The sequence below is a fragment of the Variovorax defluvii genome (assembly GCF_039541515.1).
In the GTDB taxonomy this organism is placed as follows: Bacteria; Pseudomonadota; Gammaproteobacteria; order Burkholderiales; family Burkholderiaceae_C; genus Variovorax; species Variovorax defluvii.
The window spans coordinates 93,036-105,275 of sequence record NZ_BAABGJ010000021.1; the positions used below are offsets into that span (position 1 = coordinate 93,036).

Below are 12,240 nucleotides of genomic sequence, written 5' to 3' on the forward strand. Positions count from 1 at the left end.
TCGATGGCCACCAAGAAACCCAAGGGCCTCGGCCGCGGACTGGAAGCACTGCTGGGCCCCGCCTTCAACGGCCCGGAGACGCCTGCCAATGACGAAGCCGCGCCGCTCAGCCCGACGACCTTGAGCCTCGACCAAATGGTGCCCGGCGTCTACCAGCCGCGGACCCGCATGGATGAGGGTGCGCTCTACGAGCTGGCCGAGAGCATCAAGGCGCAGGGCATCATGCAGCCCATCCTGGTGCGCCGGCTCGACGGCGAGGCGGCGCGCGCCAAGAACGCGGAATACGAGATCATCGCCGGCGAGCGCCGCTTCCGTGCCGCCAGGCTGGCCGGGCTGGACAGCGTGCCGGTGCTGGTGCGCGACGTGCCGAACGAGGCCGCCGCCGCCATGTCGCTGATCGAAAACATCCAGCGCGAGGATCTCAACCCGCTGGAGGAGGCGCAGGGCCTGCAGCGCCTGGTGTCCGAATTCGGGCTGACCCACGAGTCGGCTGCCCAGGCGGTGGGCCGCTCGCGCAGCGCCGCCAGCAACCTGCTGCGGCTGCTCAACCTCGCCGAGCCGGCCCAGGCCATGCTCATGGCCGGCGACATCGACATGGGCCATGCGCGCGCACTGCTCGCCCTGGACAAGGCCACCCAGATCACCGCCGCCAACCAGATCGCGGCCCGCAAGCTGTCGGTGCGGGAGGCCGAGGCGCTGGTCAAGAAGCTCAGTGCCGAGTTCAGCCTGCGGCCGCCGGTTCACCGCGGCGGCGAGAAATCGCGCGACCTGCAGCGCGTCGAGGAAGAACTGGCCGACCTGCTGGCCGCAGAGGTCGAGGTGCGGATCAAGAAACGCAGCAAGCGCGGCGGCAAGGTGGAGCAGAGCGGCGAGCTCGCCATCCACTTCGGTTCGCTCGAAGCCCTCAACGGCTTGATCGACCGCATCCGCCAAACGGCCTAATTCGCGACCTCCGGAACTCCAGCTTCCGGGCGATTGTCCGGAGGCCTCTTTGCGCATATGCTTGCCCGTTACGTTTATTAACTATAGTCCGAAAGTACTCGGAGGAGCCTGACCATGACCCTCTCCCGTTTCCCGCTCGCCGCCGTCGCCCTGGGCGCGCTTCTTCTGACAGGTTGCCAGACCACGGATATGCAGATGGGCAGCCAGAGCGCCAAAACGGTGGCCACCGGCAGCGCGGCCGGCTCTGCTTCCGCCAACACCAGCAGCTCGCTCGAGCGCTGCGCCTCGCCGCTGGGCACCGTCTCGCTGATCGAGAACCAGTCGGCCGGCTGGTACACCATTCTGCGCAACGAATACAAGCTGCCGCCGACCGCGAACCTGCTGCGCCTTCTGGTGCAGCAATCCAATTGCTTCGTGGTCGTGGAGCGCGGCGCGGCCGGCATGAACGCGATGTCGCGCGAGCGCGAACTGATGGCATCGGGCGAGATGCGCCAGGGCAGCAACTTCGGCCGCGGCCAGATGGTGGCCTCCGACTACGGCCTGTCGCCCGAGATCGTGTTCAGCAACAACAACGCCGGCGGCATCGGCGGCGGGCTCGGTGGCCTGGTCGGCGGACGCTACAGCGGTGTACTGGCCGCAGTTGGCGGCAATCTCCAGACCAAGGAAGCCAGCGCCTTGCTGACCTTGATCGACAACCGCTCCGGCGTGCAGGTCGCGGCCTCCGAAGGCAGTGCGTCAAAGACGGATTTCGGCGCTTTTGGCTCCGTCTTCGGCGCCTATGGCGGCGGCGGCCTCGGTGGCTACACCAACACGGCCCAGGGCAAGGTGATCAGCGCGGCCTTCATGGACGCCTTCAATCAGATGGTCGTCTCGCTGCGCAATTACAAGGCGCAGACGGTGCAGGGCCAGGGCCTGGGCGGCGGCGGCCGGCTGGGCGTCGATGGCGGCGTGGCGCCGTCCCAGACCTCGGCCCCGGCCGAGCGTGCGCCAGCGCGCCGCCGCTGAACGAGGAAGCGCCGGGCCATCGGTCCGGCGCACGAGAAAGCCCGGCCTCTTCGGGAGCGCCGGGCTCTTTTTTGGGGCGAGCCTCAGAGACTGAAGATCTTGCCCGGGTTCATGATGTTCTTCGGGTCGAGCGCGCGCTTGATGGTGCGCATCATGTCGATCGCACCGGCGCCCGTTTCGTCCACCAGAAAGCCCATCTTGTGCAGCCCCACGCCGTGCTCGCCGGTGCAGGTGCCCCCGAGCGCCAGCGCGCGCGCCACCAGCGCATGGTTGAGCTTCTCGGCCGTGACCCGCTCCTCGGGCACGTCGGGATCGAGCAGGTAGCCGAAGTGGAAGTTGCCGTCCCCTACGTGTCCCACCAGGAAGTAGGGGATGCCGCTGGCATCGGCCTCCGCGACCGATTCGAGCAGGCAGTCGGCCAGCCGCGAGATCGGCACGCAGGTGTCGGTGCTGATCGCGCGGCAGCCCGGGCGTGACTGCACGGCCGCGAAGTAGCTGTTGTGCCGCGCGGTCCACAGGCGCGTCCGTTCCTCCGGCGTGCTGGCCCACTCGAAGGCTTTTCCGCCATGGTCGCTGGCCAGCTCCTGCACCGTCTCGGCCTGCTCCTTCACGCCGGCCGGCGAGCCGTGGAACTCCATCAGCAGCATCGGTTCCTCGCGCAGGCTCAGCTTCGAATAGGCATTCACCATACGCACCGTGTTGACGTCGATCAGTTCCACGCGTGCGATTGGCACGCCGAGCTGGATGATCTCGATCACGGTGCGCACCGCCGCCTCGATGCTCGGGAAGGAGCAGATCGCGGCCGACACCGCCTCGGGCAGGGGGTAGAGGCGCAGCGTGATCTCGGTCACCACGCCCAGCGTGCCTTCGCTGCCGACCAAGAGGCGCGTGAGGTCGTAGCCCGCGGAGGATTTCTTCGCCCGCGTGCCGGTGCGAATCACCTCGCCACTGGCGGTCACCACTTCGAGCGCCAGCACGTTCTCGCGCATGGTCCCATAGCGGACCGCATTCGTTCCACTCGCGCGCGTGGCCGTCATGCCGCCGATCGAGGCATCGGCGCCGGGGTCGATCGGAAAGAACAGCCCGGTGCTCTTGATCTCATCGTTCAGTTGCTTGCGCGTGACGCCGGGCTGCACCGTGACCGTGAGGTCCTCGGCATGGACCGAGAGCACGCGGTTCATGCGGCTCACGTCGATGCTGATGCCGCCCTGCACCGCCAGCAGATGGCCTTCGAGCGACGAGCCGACACCGAAGGGAATCACCGGCACGCTGTGCTCGCCGGCGAGCTTCACCGCGTCGGCCACGTCCTGCGTGCACTCCGCGAAGACCACGGCCGCGGGCGGGGGCGCGTCGAAGGAGGACTCGTCGCGCCCGTGCTGCGTGCGCACGGCCAGCGCCGTGGAACACTGCTCGCCGAAGCGCGTCTTCAATGCGTCGAGCAGGGCCTGTGGCACATCGCGCAGCGCGATCGAGGGCGTGAGGTGGGAGAGGGCGGTGGGCGCGTTCATCGGCGGGTCTCCGTCAGGGGGCTACCATTCTACGAACCGCACCTTCCGAACGACCTCGACACATCGACATGGGCAACCGACTCACGCAGATCGCCACGCGAACCGGCGACGACGGCACCACCGGCCTCGGCGACAACACGCGCGTTCCCAAGGACCACTTGCGCGTGCATGCCATGGGCGACGTGGACGAACTCAATTCGCACATCGGCCTGTTGCTGTGCGAGCCGGTGCCGGACGGCGTGCGCGAGCTGCTGGTCGACGTGCAGCACCAGTTGTTCAACCTGGGTGGCGAACTGTCCATGCCCGGCTTCACGCTGCTGAAGGCCGATGCGCTGCTGCAGCTCGACAGCGCCCTGGCCGAGCACAACGCCGCCTTGCCGCGGCTGGCCGAATTCATCCTGCCCGCCGGGACGCGGGCCGCCGCGCAGGCCCACGTGTGCCGCACCATCGCGCGACGCGCCGAGCGTTCAGTCGTCGCCCTGGGCGCGCAGGCCGAGTTGAACGATGCGCCGCGCCAGTACCTCAACCGCCTGAGCGATCTGCTCTTCGTCCTGGCACGCGTGCTCAATCGCGTGGACGGCGGCGACGACATCTACTGGAAGAGCGAGCGCCTGGCACGCGCTGCTGCCGCTGCCGCCGCAGGCGGCGACGAGTGAGCGTGAATCATCGATGCAAGAAGACCGCACCATGCCGACCCCCTCCCTGAACCTGAAGCCCATGACCGCGAGCACTGCCGCAGCCGTGTTCGTCGTCTGCCTTGCGTTGCCGCACGCTGCCTCGGCGCAGAACGCGAACAATCCCCCCACGACGCAGCCCGCCCGCACGCTGAAGCCGCCGCCGCGCGACAACAAGGTCCTCGGCGGCATCCAGCGCGGCACCGATGCCGCCGGCCGCAGCATCGACCATGCCGACGCGGCCACCCGGCGCGGCGTCAGCAATACCTCCGAGCGCGCCAGCCGGCCGATCCGCAACTTCGGCGAGTCGCTGGGCCGCAAGCTTCCGGGCGGCACGGGCCACGGCGCGCCGCCCAAGGTCGGTCCGCAGGGCAACGCGCCCTGAAACCCCGGCGAGAGCCTCTTTACCGGCACTTACATCCTTCATCGCCGCCATATCCGCCGCCTGCGTCAGCGACACATGGGCTTTCCACAATGAAGCCATGTTCCAACGCAATGAAGGAGTCGTCATGAACAAGCGCAGCAAGGTCCCTACGAGTGCCGTCGCCGCAGTGCTGGCCCTGTGCATGGCCGGCAGTGCCCTGGCCGACGACGGTGGCCACCGCGATCATGCGCGCCGCTGGGACGACGGCCCGCGGCACGTGCAGCGCTTCGACCGCGACCATGATCGCCGTGGCTGGGACCGCGGCCACTATCAGCGCGACCACCACGATTCCGATCGCGGCCACTGGGATGGGCACGGCCACTGGCGGCGCGGCGGCCAACTGCCGCACCACTACCGTGGCGATGCGTACGAGGTCCGTGACTGGCGCGCCTACCGCCTGCAGGCGCCGCCCAGCGGCTATCACTGGGTGCAGGCGGATGGCAATTTCGTGCTGGCCGCGCTCGCGACCGGGCTGATCGCCCAGATCATCGCCTCGCAGTAAGGGCCGGACGCGGACTCAGGCCGCCGCCGCCTGGGCGCACACGTTGCGCCCGGTGATGGTGAGCCGCAGGCCGCCACCGTGCCATTCGAGCCAGTTCAGGGCCACATAGGCGTCGATGTCGGTGTCGGCGATCCGGTCGGCCTGGCGCTGTTTCAGCAACTCGACCGTGGCGGGCAGCGCCTGCCGCAGCCTGTCACGTGCAGCGGCTTGGTCGGCCGCCGCTGCGGCGGCGGGGTTGCGCATGAGAGAAGTCGATACCTTGGCCAAGATCGCTCCGATTTCGCGAGAGGAAAAGGGCCAATGTACGCCTCCTGGCCGCCGCATCGCGGACCTTTTTATCGGTTTGGACGATCCGCAACTGTGTCGCCGCTCATTTGCGGGGCGCCTTCAGCAGCTTGCTGACTTCGTCCACATTGGCGCGAATGCGCTGGCGCACGATGTCGAAGGCCTCGGCCTGCGAGCGTGCCGCCAGTTCCGACAACTCGCGGATATCGTCCAGCGCCTGCTTGAAGGCGGCCCGGCCCATCGCGTCCAGCTTGGACAGGTTCTCGCGCGGCTCCGTGGGCGACATCCCCTTGACGGCACCCTGCCATTCCACGATCGAGGCCTTGAGCATCTCCGTCTGGCGCTGCACCACGGCCTGCAGCCCCTGGTAGGACTTCTCGTTCGCCTCCATCAGCGCCGCGAGGTCCTTGCGGCCGCTTTCCACGATGGTGCTGGCCGCCCCCGCCAGCGGGAGATTCTGCAGACGGTCGGCCATGCCCTTGAGCGGCTTGACGAAGGCATCCTGCACGTCCTCCGCGACCGTCGCGCGCGCTTTCTTCGCACCCGCACTGCTGCTCGTCTTGCTCGTTGCCATGCTTGTGTCTCCGGGTTGTGATTGGAGTCGCCACGATACGCCGATACCCCTGCCGGATGGAAGAAGCAAGATGCCGAAAGCCGTGTCCTTGCAATTTCGGACGCATGTGCTAAATTGCGCCGCATGGACGCCAAGACCCAGAAGAGCGAGATGACCCGGACCGCCATCGTCGGCGCGGCGATGGATCTCGCCTCGGCCGAGGGCCTGGACGCCATCACTCTGCAGGCTGTCGCCACCCGGCTGGGCCTGTCCAAGAGCGGAGTGTTCTCGCGCATCGGTTCGCGCGAGGCGCTGCAGAAGGCGGTGATCGAGGAGTTCGGCCGCCGCTTCCTGGCCGACGTCTTCGTGCCCGCCATGCAAAAGCCCAAGGGCCTGGCGCGCCTCGACGACATCGTCTCCCGCTGGATCGCGCGCACCCGCGACATCGACACCGAGACCGGCTGCATCTACACCGCCGGCGCCTTCGAATACGACGACCGCGAGGGGGAGCTGCGCGACCTGCTGGTCCAGGAGGTCACGCGCTGGCGCGCCGCGCTGCGCCGCAGCGTCCAACAGGCGGTGGAGACCGGCGAACTGCGGGCCGACACCGACCCGGCGCAGCTCGTCAGCGAGATCAACGGCCTGATCATGTCCCTGCTGCACGATGCGCGCTTCCTGCGCGACACCCGAGCCGCCGAACGCGCCCGGCTCACCTGGCAACGGGTGCTCGCCACTTACCGGGCCTGATTTCATGTCTTCGCCCTTCCTCGTCCCTGTCCTTCGTTCGTTCAAATTTCGCACAACCGTGCGATTAAGGAGAAAGTCATGCTGATCGCTCTTCTGTTCCTGGGGGCCTGCCTGGTCGGCGTGGGCGCGCGCGTGGTCGTCTCGACCTTGCGCGGCCTGCCTCGGACCAACGAGGACTGGGTCTGGTACTGAAAGGAAAACACATGCCCACCGCCACCTCCGGCTCTGCCGCGCCCGCTGCCGCCGCGGCCTCCAACTACTACAGCGCTGGTCCCTGGATGCGTGCGCTGCGCCTCGCGCTGGGCGCGTCGCAGCGAGCCTGGCCCGCACTGGGGGTGCGCGCCGCCTACCGGCTCTTCGGCACACCGCTGCCACTCAAGTGGCTCAATCGCCGCCACGGCCCGCCGGAAAGCTGGCAGCGCGAGGCCTGGCCCTTCGAGGATGCCGACCTCGGCCTGTACACGCCGAGGGCCGTCACGCTGGGCGCACCGCGCGTGCTGCTGATTCACGGTTGGGGAGGCCACGCCGGCCAGATGGTGCCGCTGGCACAGGCCCTGGCGGCGGCGGGTTTCGCGCCGCTCCTTCTGGAGATGCCGGCCCACGGGCGCAGCGCAGGCACGGTCAGCAACCTGCCCCAGTTCGCACGCGCGATAGAGTACGTGGCCTCTCGTCTCGCCCTGGAGGGCAGCCCGCTCCAGGCCGTCGCAGCGCATTCCCTGGGCGCGAACGCGCTCGCCTTTGCGGCCAGCCGCGGCTTGCGCGCGGAGCGCCTGGTGCTGCTCGCGCCGCCGGCCTCCCCGTATGCCTTCACGCGCTACTTCGCCCACGTGTTCGGCCTCAGCGAGCGCACGCGCGCCGCCCTGCAGCAGCGCATCGAGGCGCGCGAAGGCGTGCTGATGCCCTTGCTGGAGCCGGCCGCCGTCGGCCCGCGCATCACGCAGCCCACGCTGGTGGTCCACGACCGCGACGACCGCGTGAACCGCTTCGCCGACGGCGTGGCCTATCGTGACGCCATCGCCGGCGCGCGGCTCGTCGCCACCGAGGCACTGGGCCACCGCCGCATCCTGCGCGAGCCTCTCGTGCTGGAACAGATCGCAACCTTCATCGCTGCCCCCTGAATCACGCCGGGCGCGAAGCCGGCCCGTTCGGGAGACAGCGCGGAACCGGCTTTGCCGGGCCGCTGGTGTCGCCCCCGGAGAGGGGGTTGGCGGCCCACACGAAGTGGGGGAGCCTGGGGAAGAGCTTATCTAGCAGCGAGAGCCGTGCCGTCGGGCAGCTCGATCTTGACCTCGAGCACCTCCAGGTCGTCCTGCTTCTCCAGGTTGACCTTGATGTCATCGGCATTGATCGACACGTACTTGGAGATCACCGCGATCAACTCGCGCTGCAGCTCCGGCAGGTAGTCCGGCCGGCGCTTGCCGCTCAGGCTGCTGCGCTCGTGCGCGAGGATGATTTGCAGGCGCTCCTTCGCGACCGCCGCAGTCTTCTTCTTTTCGCCCAGCAGGAACGAGAGGAAAGACATCCCTTACCTCCCGCCGAAGAAGCGCTTGAAGAAGCTGGGCTTCTCCGCGTCGACGAAGCGCATCGGCCTGTCCTCGCCGAGGAAGCGCGCGATCACGTCGGCATACGCCTGCGCCACCACGCTCTCCTTGTCGTGGATCACCGGGATGCCCTGGTTGGAGGCCTGCAGCACGCTCTCCGACTCCGGGATCACGCCGATCAGCTTGATGCGCAGGATGTCCTGGATGTCCTCCAGCGACAGCATCTGCCCGCCGGCCACGCGGTTCGGGTTGTAGCGCGTGATCAGCAAATGCTCCTTGATGGGCTCGCCGCCTTCCTTGGCGCGCTTGGTCTTGGAGCCCAGCATGCCGAGGATGCGGTCGGAATCGCGCACCGAGGAGACCTCGGGGTTCGTCACGATCAGCGCCTCGTCGGCGAAGTGCATCGCCATCAGTGCGCCGGTCTCGATGCCGGCGGGCGAGTCGCACACGATGTAGTCGAAGCCCTGCTCGTCGAGCTCCTTGAGGATCTTCTCGACGCCCTCCTGCTTGAGCGCGTCCTTGTCGCGCGTCTGCGAGGCGGCCAGCACGAACAGGTTGTCGCACTGCTTGTCCTTGATCAAGGCCTGGCTCAGGTTCGCTTCGCCCTGGATCACGTTGATCAGGTCGTAGACCACGCGGCGCTCGCAGCCCATGATCAGGTCCAGGTTGCGCAGGCCGACATCGAAATCGATCACGGCCGTCTTCTTGCCGGCCAGCGCGAGGCCCGATGCGAAGCTCGCGCTCGTGGTCGTCTTGCCGACGCCGCCCTTGCCTGAGGTCACCACCACAATCCTGGCTGCCATTTCGTTCCTTCTCTACGTTTCGTTCGTTCAGGGGTGCGAGCGCATCGTCATTCGATCGCGCTCATCACGATCTTCTTTCCGTCCAGCGAGATCTGTGCCGGTTTTCCCGCGATCTGTTCCGGCAGCGCCACTTCCGAGGTGCGGTAGATGCCCGCGATCGCGACCAGCTCCGCCTCCATGCAGGTGGTGAAGATGCGCGCCTCGGTGTTGCCGCGGGCTCCGGCGATCGCCTTGCCGCGCAGCGGCGCATAGACGTGCACGTTGCCGTCCGCGATCACCTCGGCCCCGTAGTTGACCACGGCCGTCACCACCACGTCGCCACCGCGCGCGTAGACCTGCTGGCCGGAGCGCAGCGGCTTGTCGATCACCAGCGTGCCGACGGCCGGCACCGGCACCTCGCGCACGATCTGGGGTTGCGGCGACTGGGCCGGCGGCGCGGGCGGCCGCGGGCTGGGCGTGGGCGGCACCGGCATTGCCGTCACCGACAGGCCGGCGGCCCGCGCCGCTGCGTTCTGCGCGTTGCTGCCACCGCGGACCGCGATCGGCTGCGTCTGATGGCGCGCCAGCAGGGCACGCAGCGCGGCGAAGTCGAGCTCGGCCGGCGCTTCGGCCTCCTGCAGCAGCGACAGGTCGATGACCACCGGCTCCTGCTCGAAGAAGTCGGGAGAGTCGGCCAGTTGGACATCCATGGCGGCCGCCAGGACGTCCAGGTCCGCCGTCTTGAGGATCACGGCAATCAGCGGAAGCGTCGCGCTCTTGAATTCGAAAACCGCTCGGGTGCGCGCGGCGGATGCATCGGCCATGGATATCGTCAGTGCGAAAAGCGTGGAAGTCTAACGGGCACGGGCGTCGAGCCCCGGAGAGGGTCCCTGAAAGCGGCACGCGGCACAACACTTCTTGCACCAGGTTTCACTTTCTCGTTAATGTGAATGCGCAATCTTCCTACAGGGCGGGGAACCCTCGATGCGCAGACTCGCCGCTTCTCAAAACGCCAGTTGCGCCTATTTCACAGATGCAGCCCATCCTCGACATTCGCTCGGTGCATTCGCACCTCTACACCTACAGCCTCTGCGCGGCATCGGCGGCCGAACCCCGTGACGGCGATCTCTTCGACAGTGCCGAACATTGCCTGCTGGATGCCGGTCAGGGTCTCTCTCACTATTTCGACCAGGTGCAGATCCGCTTCGCCGGCTTCGCTCTCGGCAGCTACCCCGTCGCCCGGATGGTCAGCGATCCGCTGGGCCTGTTCGAGGAACTGATGTCGCGCGTGCTGCGCACCTGCCGCACGCGCGCCGTGCCGCAGTGGCGTCCCCAGCCCGCTTCTCAGGCTCTCGGGTCGGAGCGGTTGAGCAGCGCGTAGAGCAGGACGGCACCGAAGGTCGCGGTGCCGATCCCGCCGAGGGCGAACTGGCCGAACTTCAGCGTGAAGTCGCCCGTGCCCAGGATCAGCGTGATGGCCGCCACGATGAGGTTCTTGTTCTGCGAGAAGTCGACCCGGTTGTCGACCCAGATCTTCGCCCCCGCCACCGCGATCAGCCCGAACACCACGATGCTCACCCCGCCCATCACGGGCAGCGGAATGGCCTGGATCAGCGCGCCGAACTTGGGGCTGAAGCCCAGCAGCAGCGCGATCAGCGCCGCCACCACGAAGATCGCGGTGGAGTAGATCTTGGTCGCGGCCATCACGCCGATGTTCTCCGCGTAGGTGGTCACACCGGTGCCGCCGGCCGCGCCGCTCACCATGGTCGCGATGCCGTCGCCGATGAAGGCGCGGCCCAGGTAGGGGTTCAGGTCGCGCCCTGTCATCGCGCTCACGGCCTTGATGTGGCCCAGGTTCTCCGCCACCAGGATCACCGCCACCGGCGCGATCAGCAGCATCGCGTTGGCCTCGAACACCGGCTTGGCGAACTGCGGCAGGCCGAACCAGGGTGCGGACGCGAGCGGGCCCAGGTCGATCGGCTTGCCCAGACCCATGCCGTTGGTCAGCAGCGCGTAGATGAGGCTGGCCGCGATCAGCCCCATCAGGATCAGGAGGCGCTGCACCATGCCGCGGCTGTACACCGCGATCAGGCCCACGCACAGGAAGGTCAGCGCCTGCATCCAGGTGTCGAAGCCGGTGGGCGCCATGTTCTTGATCGGCACGCCCGCCAGGTTGAGCCCGATCACCGCGACCACCGCCCCGGTCACCACCGGCGGCATCAGCCGCTCGATCCAGTGCACCGCCACGTCCTGCTCGATCTCTTCCACCTCCATGCCGCGCAGCGGTGCCGACTTGTGGTGGCGTTCGTTGGTCAGCGCCACCAGCACGCCGATCAGCACGTAGACCAGCCCGCAGGCGATGATGCCGCCCAGCGCCACGCCCAGGTTCGCGTTCGGGCCCTGGCCCGCATAGCCGGTGGCGGCGATCACCACGCCGATGAAGGCGAAGCTCGACCCCAGGTAGCTCGGCACCCGCCCGCCCGTGATCAGGAAGAAGATCAGCGTGCCGATGCCGCTCATCAGGATCGCGATGTTCGGATTGAAACCCATGAGCACCGGCGCGAGCACCGTGGCACCGAACATCGCGATCACGTGCTGCACGCCCATCGCGGTCGTCTGCAGCCAGGGCAGGCGCTCGTCGGGCGCCACCACCGCGGCCTGGCCGGGGGCGACTTCGCGCCAGCGGGGAAGATAGGAATCGCTCATGGTCCGGGTTCTCCTCGGTCGTTGTTGTGTTGTTGACGGGGCCGGTGCTTCAGCCCTGCGGCGCCAGCACTGCCATGGTGAGGCGCGAGACGCAGGTCAGCTCGCCGGCATCGTTGGTCAGGTCGATCTGCCAGACCTGCGTGCTGCGGCCGCGGTGCACCGGCCGCGCCGTGCCGGTGACCCAGCCGGAGGTGGCGGCGCGGATGTGGTTGGCATTGATGTCCAGGCCCACCGCGCGGTAGCCCTCGGGGGCCGAGTAGTGCGCGCCGCAGGAGCCCAGCGTCTCCGCCAGCACCACGGACACGCCGCCGTGCAGGATGCCGTAGGGCTGCCGCGTGCGCCCATCCACCGGCACGCGGCCCCGGATGAAGTCCTCGCCGATCTCCAGGAACTCCATGCCCAGGGTGGCGACGGCCGTGTTCAGGTGACTGCGGGTGAGCTCTTGGATCGAGATTTCTTTTTTCCAGATGGACATGGGTGGCTCCGGTTCGATGGTTCGATGTGGCGGGAAACTATAGCGATTGGCCCTGACATGGCCATGGGGACATGGCTGATGCCGCTGCATGGGCAG

At 68.0% G+C, this 12,240-nt stretch carries 16 protein-coding genes; 8 read left to right on the forward strand and 8 right to left on the reverse strand.

Annotation, left to right across the window (positions count from 1 at the left end; genetic code table 11):
* Positions 1 to 3 precede the first annotated feature (3 nt).
* Together ABEA07_RS12765 and ABEA07_RS12770 are read left to right on the forward strand one after the other, a co-directional pair.
* Positions 4 to 942, forward strand: a complete 939-nt coding sequence (locus tag ABEA07_RS12765; RefSeq protein WP_345538257.1) for a ParB/RepB/Spo0J family partition protein — start codon at positions 4 to 6, stop codon at positions 940 to 942.
* Positions 943 to 1,056: 114 nt separating this feature from the next.
* Positions 1,057 to 1,947 carry a CsgG/HfaB family protein gene (locus ABEA07_RS12770; RefSeq protein ID WP_345538258.1) on the forward strand — a complete coding sequence of 297 codons (891 nt, stop codon included), beginning with the start codon at positions 1,057 to 1,059 and terminating at the stop codon, positions 1,945 to 1,947.
* A gap of 83 nt (positions 1,948 to 2,030) precedes the next feature.
* Here the strand turns inward: ABEA07_RS12770 and ABEA07_RS12775 are convergent, their stop codons facing one another.
* A complete protein-coding gene (locus tag ABEA07_RS12775) occupies positions 2,031 to 3,455 on the reverse strand; it encodes an FAD-binding oxidoreductase (RefSeq protein WP_345538259.1) in 1,425 nt (474 codons plus the stop codon).
* Between the two features lie 68 nt (positions 3,456 to 3,523).
* Here ABEA07_RS12775 and ABEA07_RS12780 point away from each other — a divergent pair, with 68 nt between their 5' ends.
* The 3 genes from ABEA07_RS12780 to ABEA07_RS12790 all read left to right on the forward strand — a co-directional run bounded on the left by ABEA07_RS12780 (position 3,524) and on the right by ABEA07_RS12790 (position 5,055).
* Positions 3,524 to 4,111 (forward strand): cob(I)yrinic acid a,c-diamide adenosyltransferase, encoded by a 588-nt coding sequence (locus ABEA07_RS12780; RefSeq protein ID WP_345538261.1) that lies wholly within the window; start codon positions 3,524 to 3,526, stop codon positions 4,109 to 4,111.
* Between the two features lie 31 nt (positions 4,112 to 4,142).
* Positions 4,143 to 4,514, forward strand: a complete 372-nt coding sequence (locus ABEA07_RS12785; protein ID WP_345538262.1) for a hypothetical protein — start codon at positions 4,143 to 4,145, stop codon at positions 4,512 to 4,514.
* A 124-nt stretch (positions 4,515 to 4,638) separates the two neighbouring features.
* A complete protein-coding gene (locus ABEA07_RS12790) occupies positions 4,639 to 5,055 on the forward strand; it encodes an RcnB family protein (protein ID WP_345538263.1) in 417 nt (138 codons plus the stop codon).
* A 15-nt stretch (positions 5,056 to 5,070) separates the two neighbouring features.
* Here ABEA07_RS12790 and ABEA07_RS12795 read toward each other — a convergent pair whose 3' ends face one another.
* Together ABEA07_RS12795 and phaP are read right to left on the reverse strand one after the other, a co-directional pair.
* The gene (locus ABEA07_RS12795; protein WP_345538264.1) at positions 5,071 to 5,298 is read right to left on the reverse strand and encodes a hypothetical protein; all 228 of its coding nucleotides are present in this window, start codon (positions 5,296 to 5,298) and stop codon (positions 5,071 to 5,073) included.
* Positions 5,299 to 5,425: 127 nt separating this feature from the next.
* Positions 5,426 to 5,914: a TIGR01841 family phasin gene (phaP, locus tag ABEA07_RS12800; RefSeq protein WP_345538265.1), complete on the reverse strand. Its 489-nt coding sequence runs from the start codon at positions 5,912 to 5,914 to the stop codon at positions 5,426 to 5,428.
* A gap of 123 nt (positions 5,915 to 6,037) precedes the next feature.
* Here phaP and ABEA07_RS12805 point away from each other — a divergent pair, with 123 nt between their 5' ends.
* Together ABEA07_RS12805 and ABEA07_RS12810 are read left to right on the forward strand one after the other, a co-directional pair.
* The gene (locus ABEA07_RS12805; protein ID WP_345538266.1) at positions 6,038 to 6,640 is read left to right on the forward strand and encodes a TetR/AcrR family transcriptional regulator; all 603 of its coding nucleotides are present in this window, start codon (positions 6,038 to 6,040) and stop codon (positions 6,638 to 6,640) included.
* A gap of 203 nt (positions 6,641 to 6,843) precedes the next feature.
* The gene (locus ABEA07_RS12810) at positions 6,844 to 7,758 is read left to right on the forward strand and encodes an alpha/beta fold hydrolase (RefSeq protein WP_345538267.1); all 915 of its coding nucleotides are present in this window, start codon (positions 6,844 to 6,846) and stop codon (positions 7,756 to 7,758) included.
* A 125-nt stretch (positions 7,759 to 7,883) separates the two neighbouring features.
* Here ABEA07_RS12810 and minE read toward each other — a convergent pair whose 3' ends face one another.
* From minE to minC, 3 genes are read right to left on the reverse strand one after another with little or no spacing between them, the layout of a single operon-like run.
* On the reverse strand, positions 7,884 to 8,162 hold the full coding sequence (minE, locus tag ABEA07_RS12815; RefSeq protein WP_345538268.1) for a cell division topological specificity factor MinE: 279 nt from the start codon (positions 8,160 to 8,162) through the stop codon (positions 7,884 to 7,886).
* A 3-nt stretch (positions 8,163 to 8,165) separates the two neighbouring features.
* Positions 8,166 to 8,984 (reverse strand): septum site-determining protein MinD, encoded by an 819-nt coding sequence (gene minD / locus ABEA07_RS12820; protein WP_345538269.1) that lies wholly within the window; start codon positions 8,982 to 8,984, stop codon positions 8,166 to 8,168.
* 47 nt (positions 8,985 to 9,031) lie between these two features.
* A complete protein-coding gene (minC, locus tag ABEA07_RS12825) occupies positions 9,032 to 9,787 on the reverse strand; it encodes a septum site-determining protein MinC (RefSeq protein WP_345538270.1) in 756 nt (251 codons plus the stop codon).
* 209 nt (positions 9,788 to 9,996) lie between these two features.
* Here minC and ABEA07_RS12830 point away from each other — a divergent pair, with 209 nt between their 5' ends.
* Positions 9,997 to 10,344: a hypothetical protein gene (locus ABEA07_RS12830; RefSeq protein WP_345538271.1), complete on the forward strand. Its 348-nt coding sequence runs from the start codon at positions 9,997 to 9,999 to the stop codon at positions 10,342 to 10,344.
* Here ABEA07_RS12830 and ABEA07_RS12835 read toward each other — a convergent pair.
* Positions 10,308 to 11,669: a solute carrier family 23 protein gene (locus ABEA07_RS12835; protein WP_345538273.1), complete on the reverse strand. Its 1,362-nt coding sequence runs from the start codon at positions 11,667 to 11,669 to the stop codon at positions 10,308 to 10,310. The two genes, ABEA07_RS12830 and ABEA07_RS12835, sit on opposite strands and share 37 nt — an antisense overlap.
* A 49-nt stretch (positions 11,670 to 11,718) precedes the next feature.
* Positions 11,719 to 12,144, reverse strand: a complete 426-nt coding sequence (locus tag ABEA07_RS12840) for a hotdog fold thioesterase (RefSeq protein ID WP_345538274.1) — start codon at positions 12,142 to 12,144, stop codon at positions 11,719 to 11,721.
* Between the last annotated feature and the right edge of the window lie 96 nt (positions 12,145 to 12,240).

What these genes read in the sequence shown, in the direction of transcription:
- ABEA07_RS12765 (WP_345538257.1), top strand. Translation starts at nt 4, where the DNA reads ATGGCCACCAAGAAACCCAAGGGCCTCGGCCGCGGACTGGAAGCACTG.
- ABEA07_RS12770 (WP_345538258.1), top strand. Translation starts at nt 1,057, where the DNA reads ATGACCCTCTCCCGTTTCCCGCTCGCCGCCGTCGCCCTGGGCGCGCTT.
- ABEA07_RS12775 (WP_345538259.1), bottom strand. Translation starts at nt 3,455, where the DNA reads ATGAACGCGCCCACCGCCCTCTCCCACCTCACGCCCTCGATCGCGCTG.
- ABEA07_RS12780 (WP_345538261.1), top strand. Translation starts at nt 3,524, where the DNA reads ATGGGCAACCGACTCACGCAGATCGCCACGCGAACCGGCGACGACGGC.
- ABEA07_RS12785 (WP_345538262.1), top strand. Translation starts at nt 4,143, where the DNA reads ATGCCGACCCCCTCCCTGAACCTGAAGCCCATGACCGCGAGCACTGCC.
- ABEA07_RS12790 (WP_345538263.1), top strand. Translation starts at nt 4,639, where the DNA reads ATGAACAAGCGCAGCAAGGTCCCTACGAGTGCCGTCGCCGCAGTGCTG.
- ABEA07_RS12795 (WP_345538264.1), bottom strand. Translation starts at nt 5,298, where the DNA reads ATGCGCAACCCCGCCGCCGCAGCGGCGGCCGACCAAGCCGCTGCACGT.
- phaP (WP_345538265.1), bottom strand. Translation starts at nt 5,914, where the DNA reads ATGGCAACGAGCAAGACGAGCAGCAGTGCGGGTGCGAAGAAAGCGCGC.
- ABEA07_RS12805 (WP_345538266.1), top strand. Translation starts at nt 6,038, where the DNA reads ATGGACGCCAAGACCCAGAAGAGCGAGATGACCCGGACCGCCATCGTC.
- ABEA07_RS12810 (WP_345538267.1), top strand. Translation starts at nt 6,844, where the DNA reads ATGCCCACCGCCACCTCCGGCTCTGCCGCGCCCGCTGCCGCCGCGGCC.
- minE (WP_345538268.1), bottom strand. Translation starts at nt 8,162, where the DNA reads ATGTCTTTCCTCTCGTTCCTGCTGGGCGAAAAGAAGAAGACTGCGGCG.
- minD (WP_345538269.1), bottom strand. Translation starts at nt 8,984, where the DNA reads ATGGCAGCCAGGATTGTGGTGGTGACCTCAGGCAAGGGCGGCGTCGGC.
- minC (WP_345538270.1), bottom strand. Translation starts at nt 9,787, where the DNA reads ATGGCCGATGCATCCGCCGCGCGCACCCGAGCGGTTTTCGAATTCAAG.
- ABEA07_RS12830 (WP_345538271.1), top strand. Translation starts at nt 9,997, where the DNA reads ATGCAGCCCATCCTCGACATTCGCTCGGTGCATTCGCACCTCTACACC.
- ABEA07_RS12835 (WP_345538273.1), bottom strand. Translation starts at nt 11,669, where the DNA reads ATGAGCGATTCCTATCTTCCCCGCTGGCGCGAAGTCGCCCCCGGCCAG.
- ABEA07_RS12840 (WP_345538274.1), bottom strand. Translation starts at nt 12,144, where the DNA reads ATGTCCATCTGGAAAAAAGAAATCTCGATCCAAGAGCTCACCCGCAGT.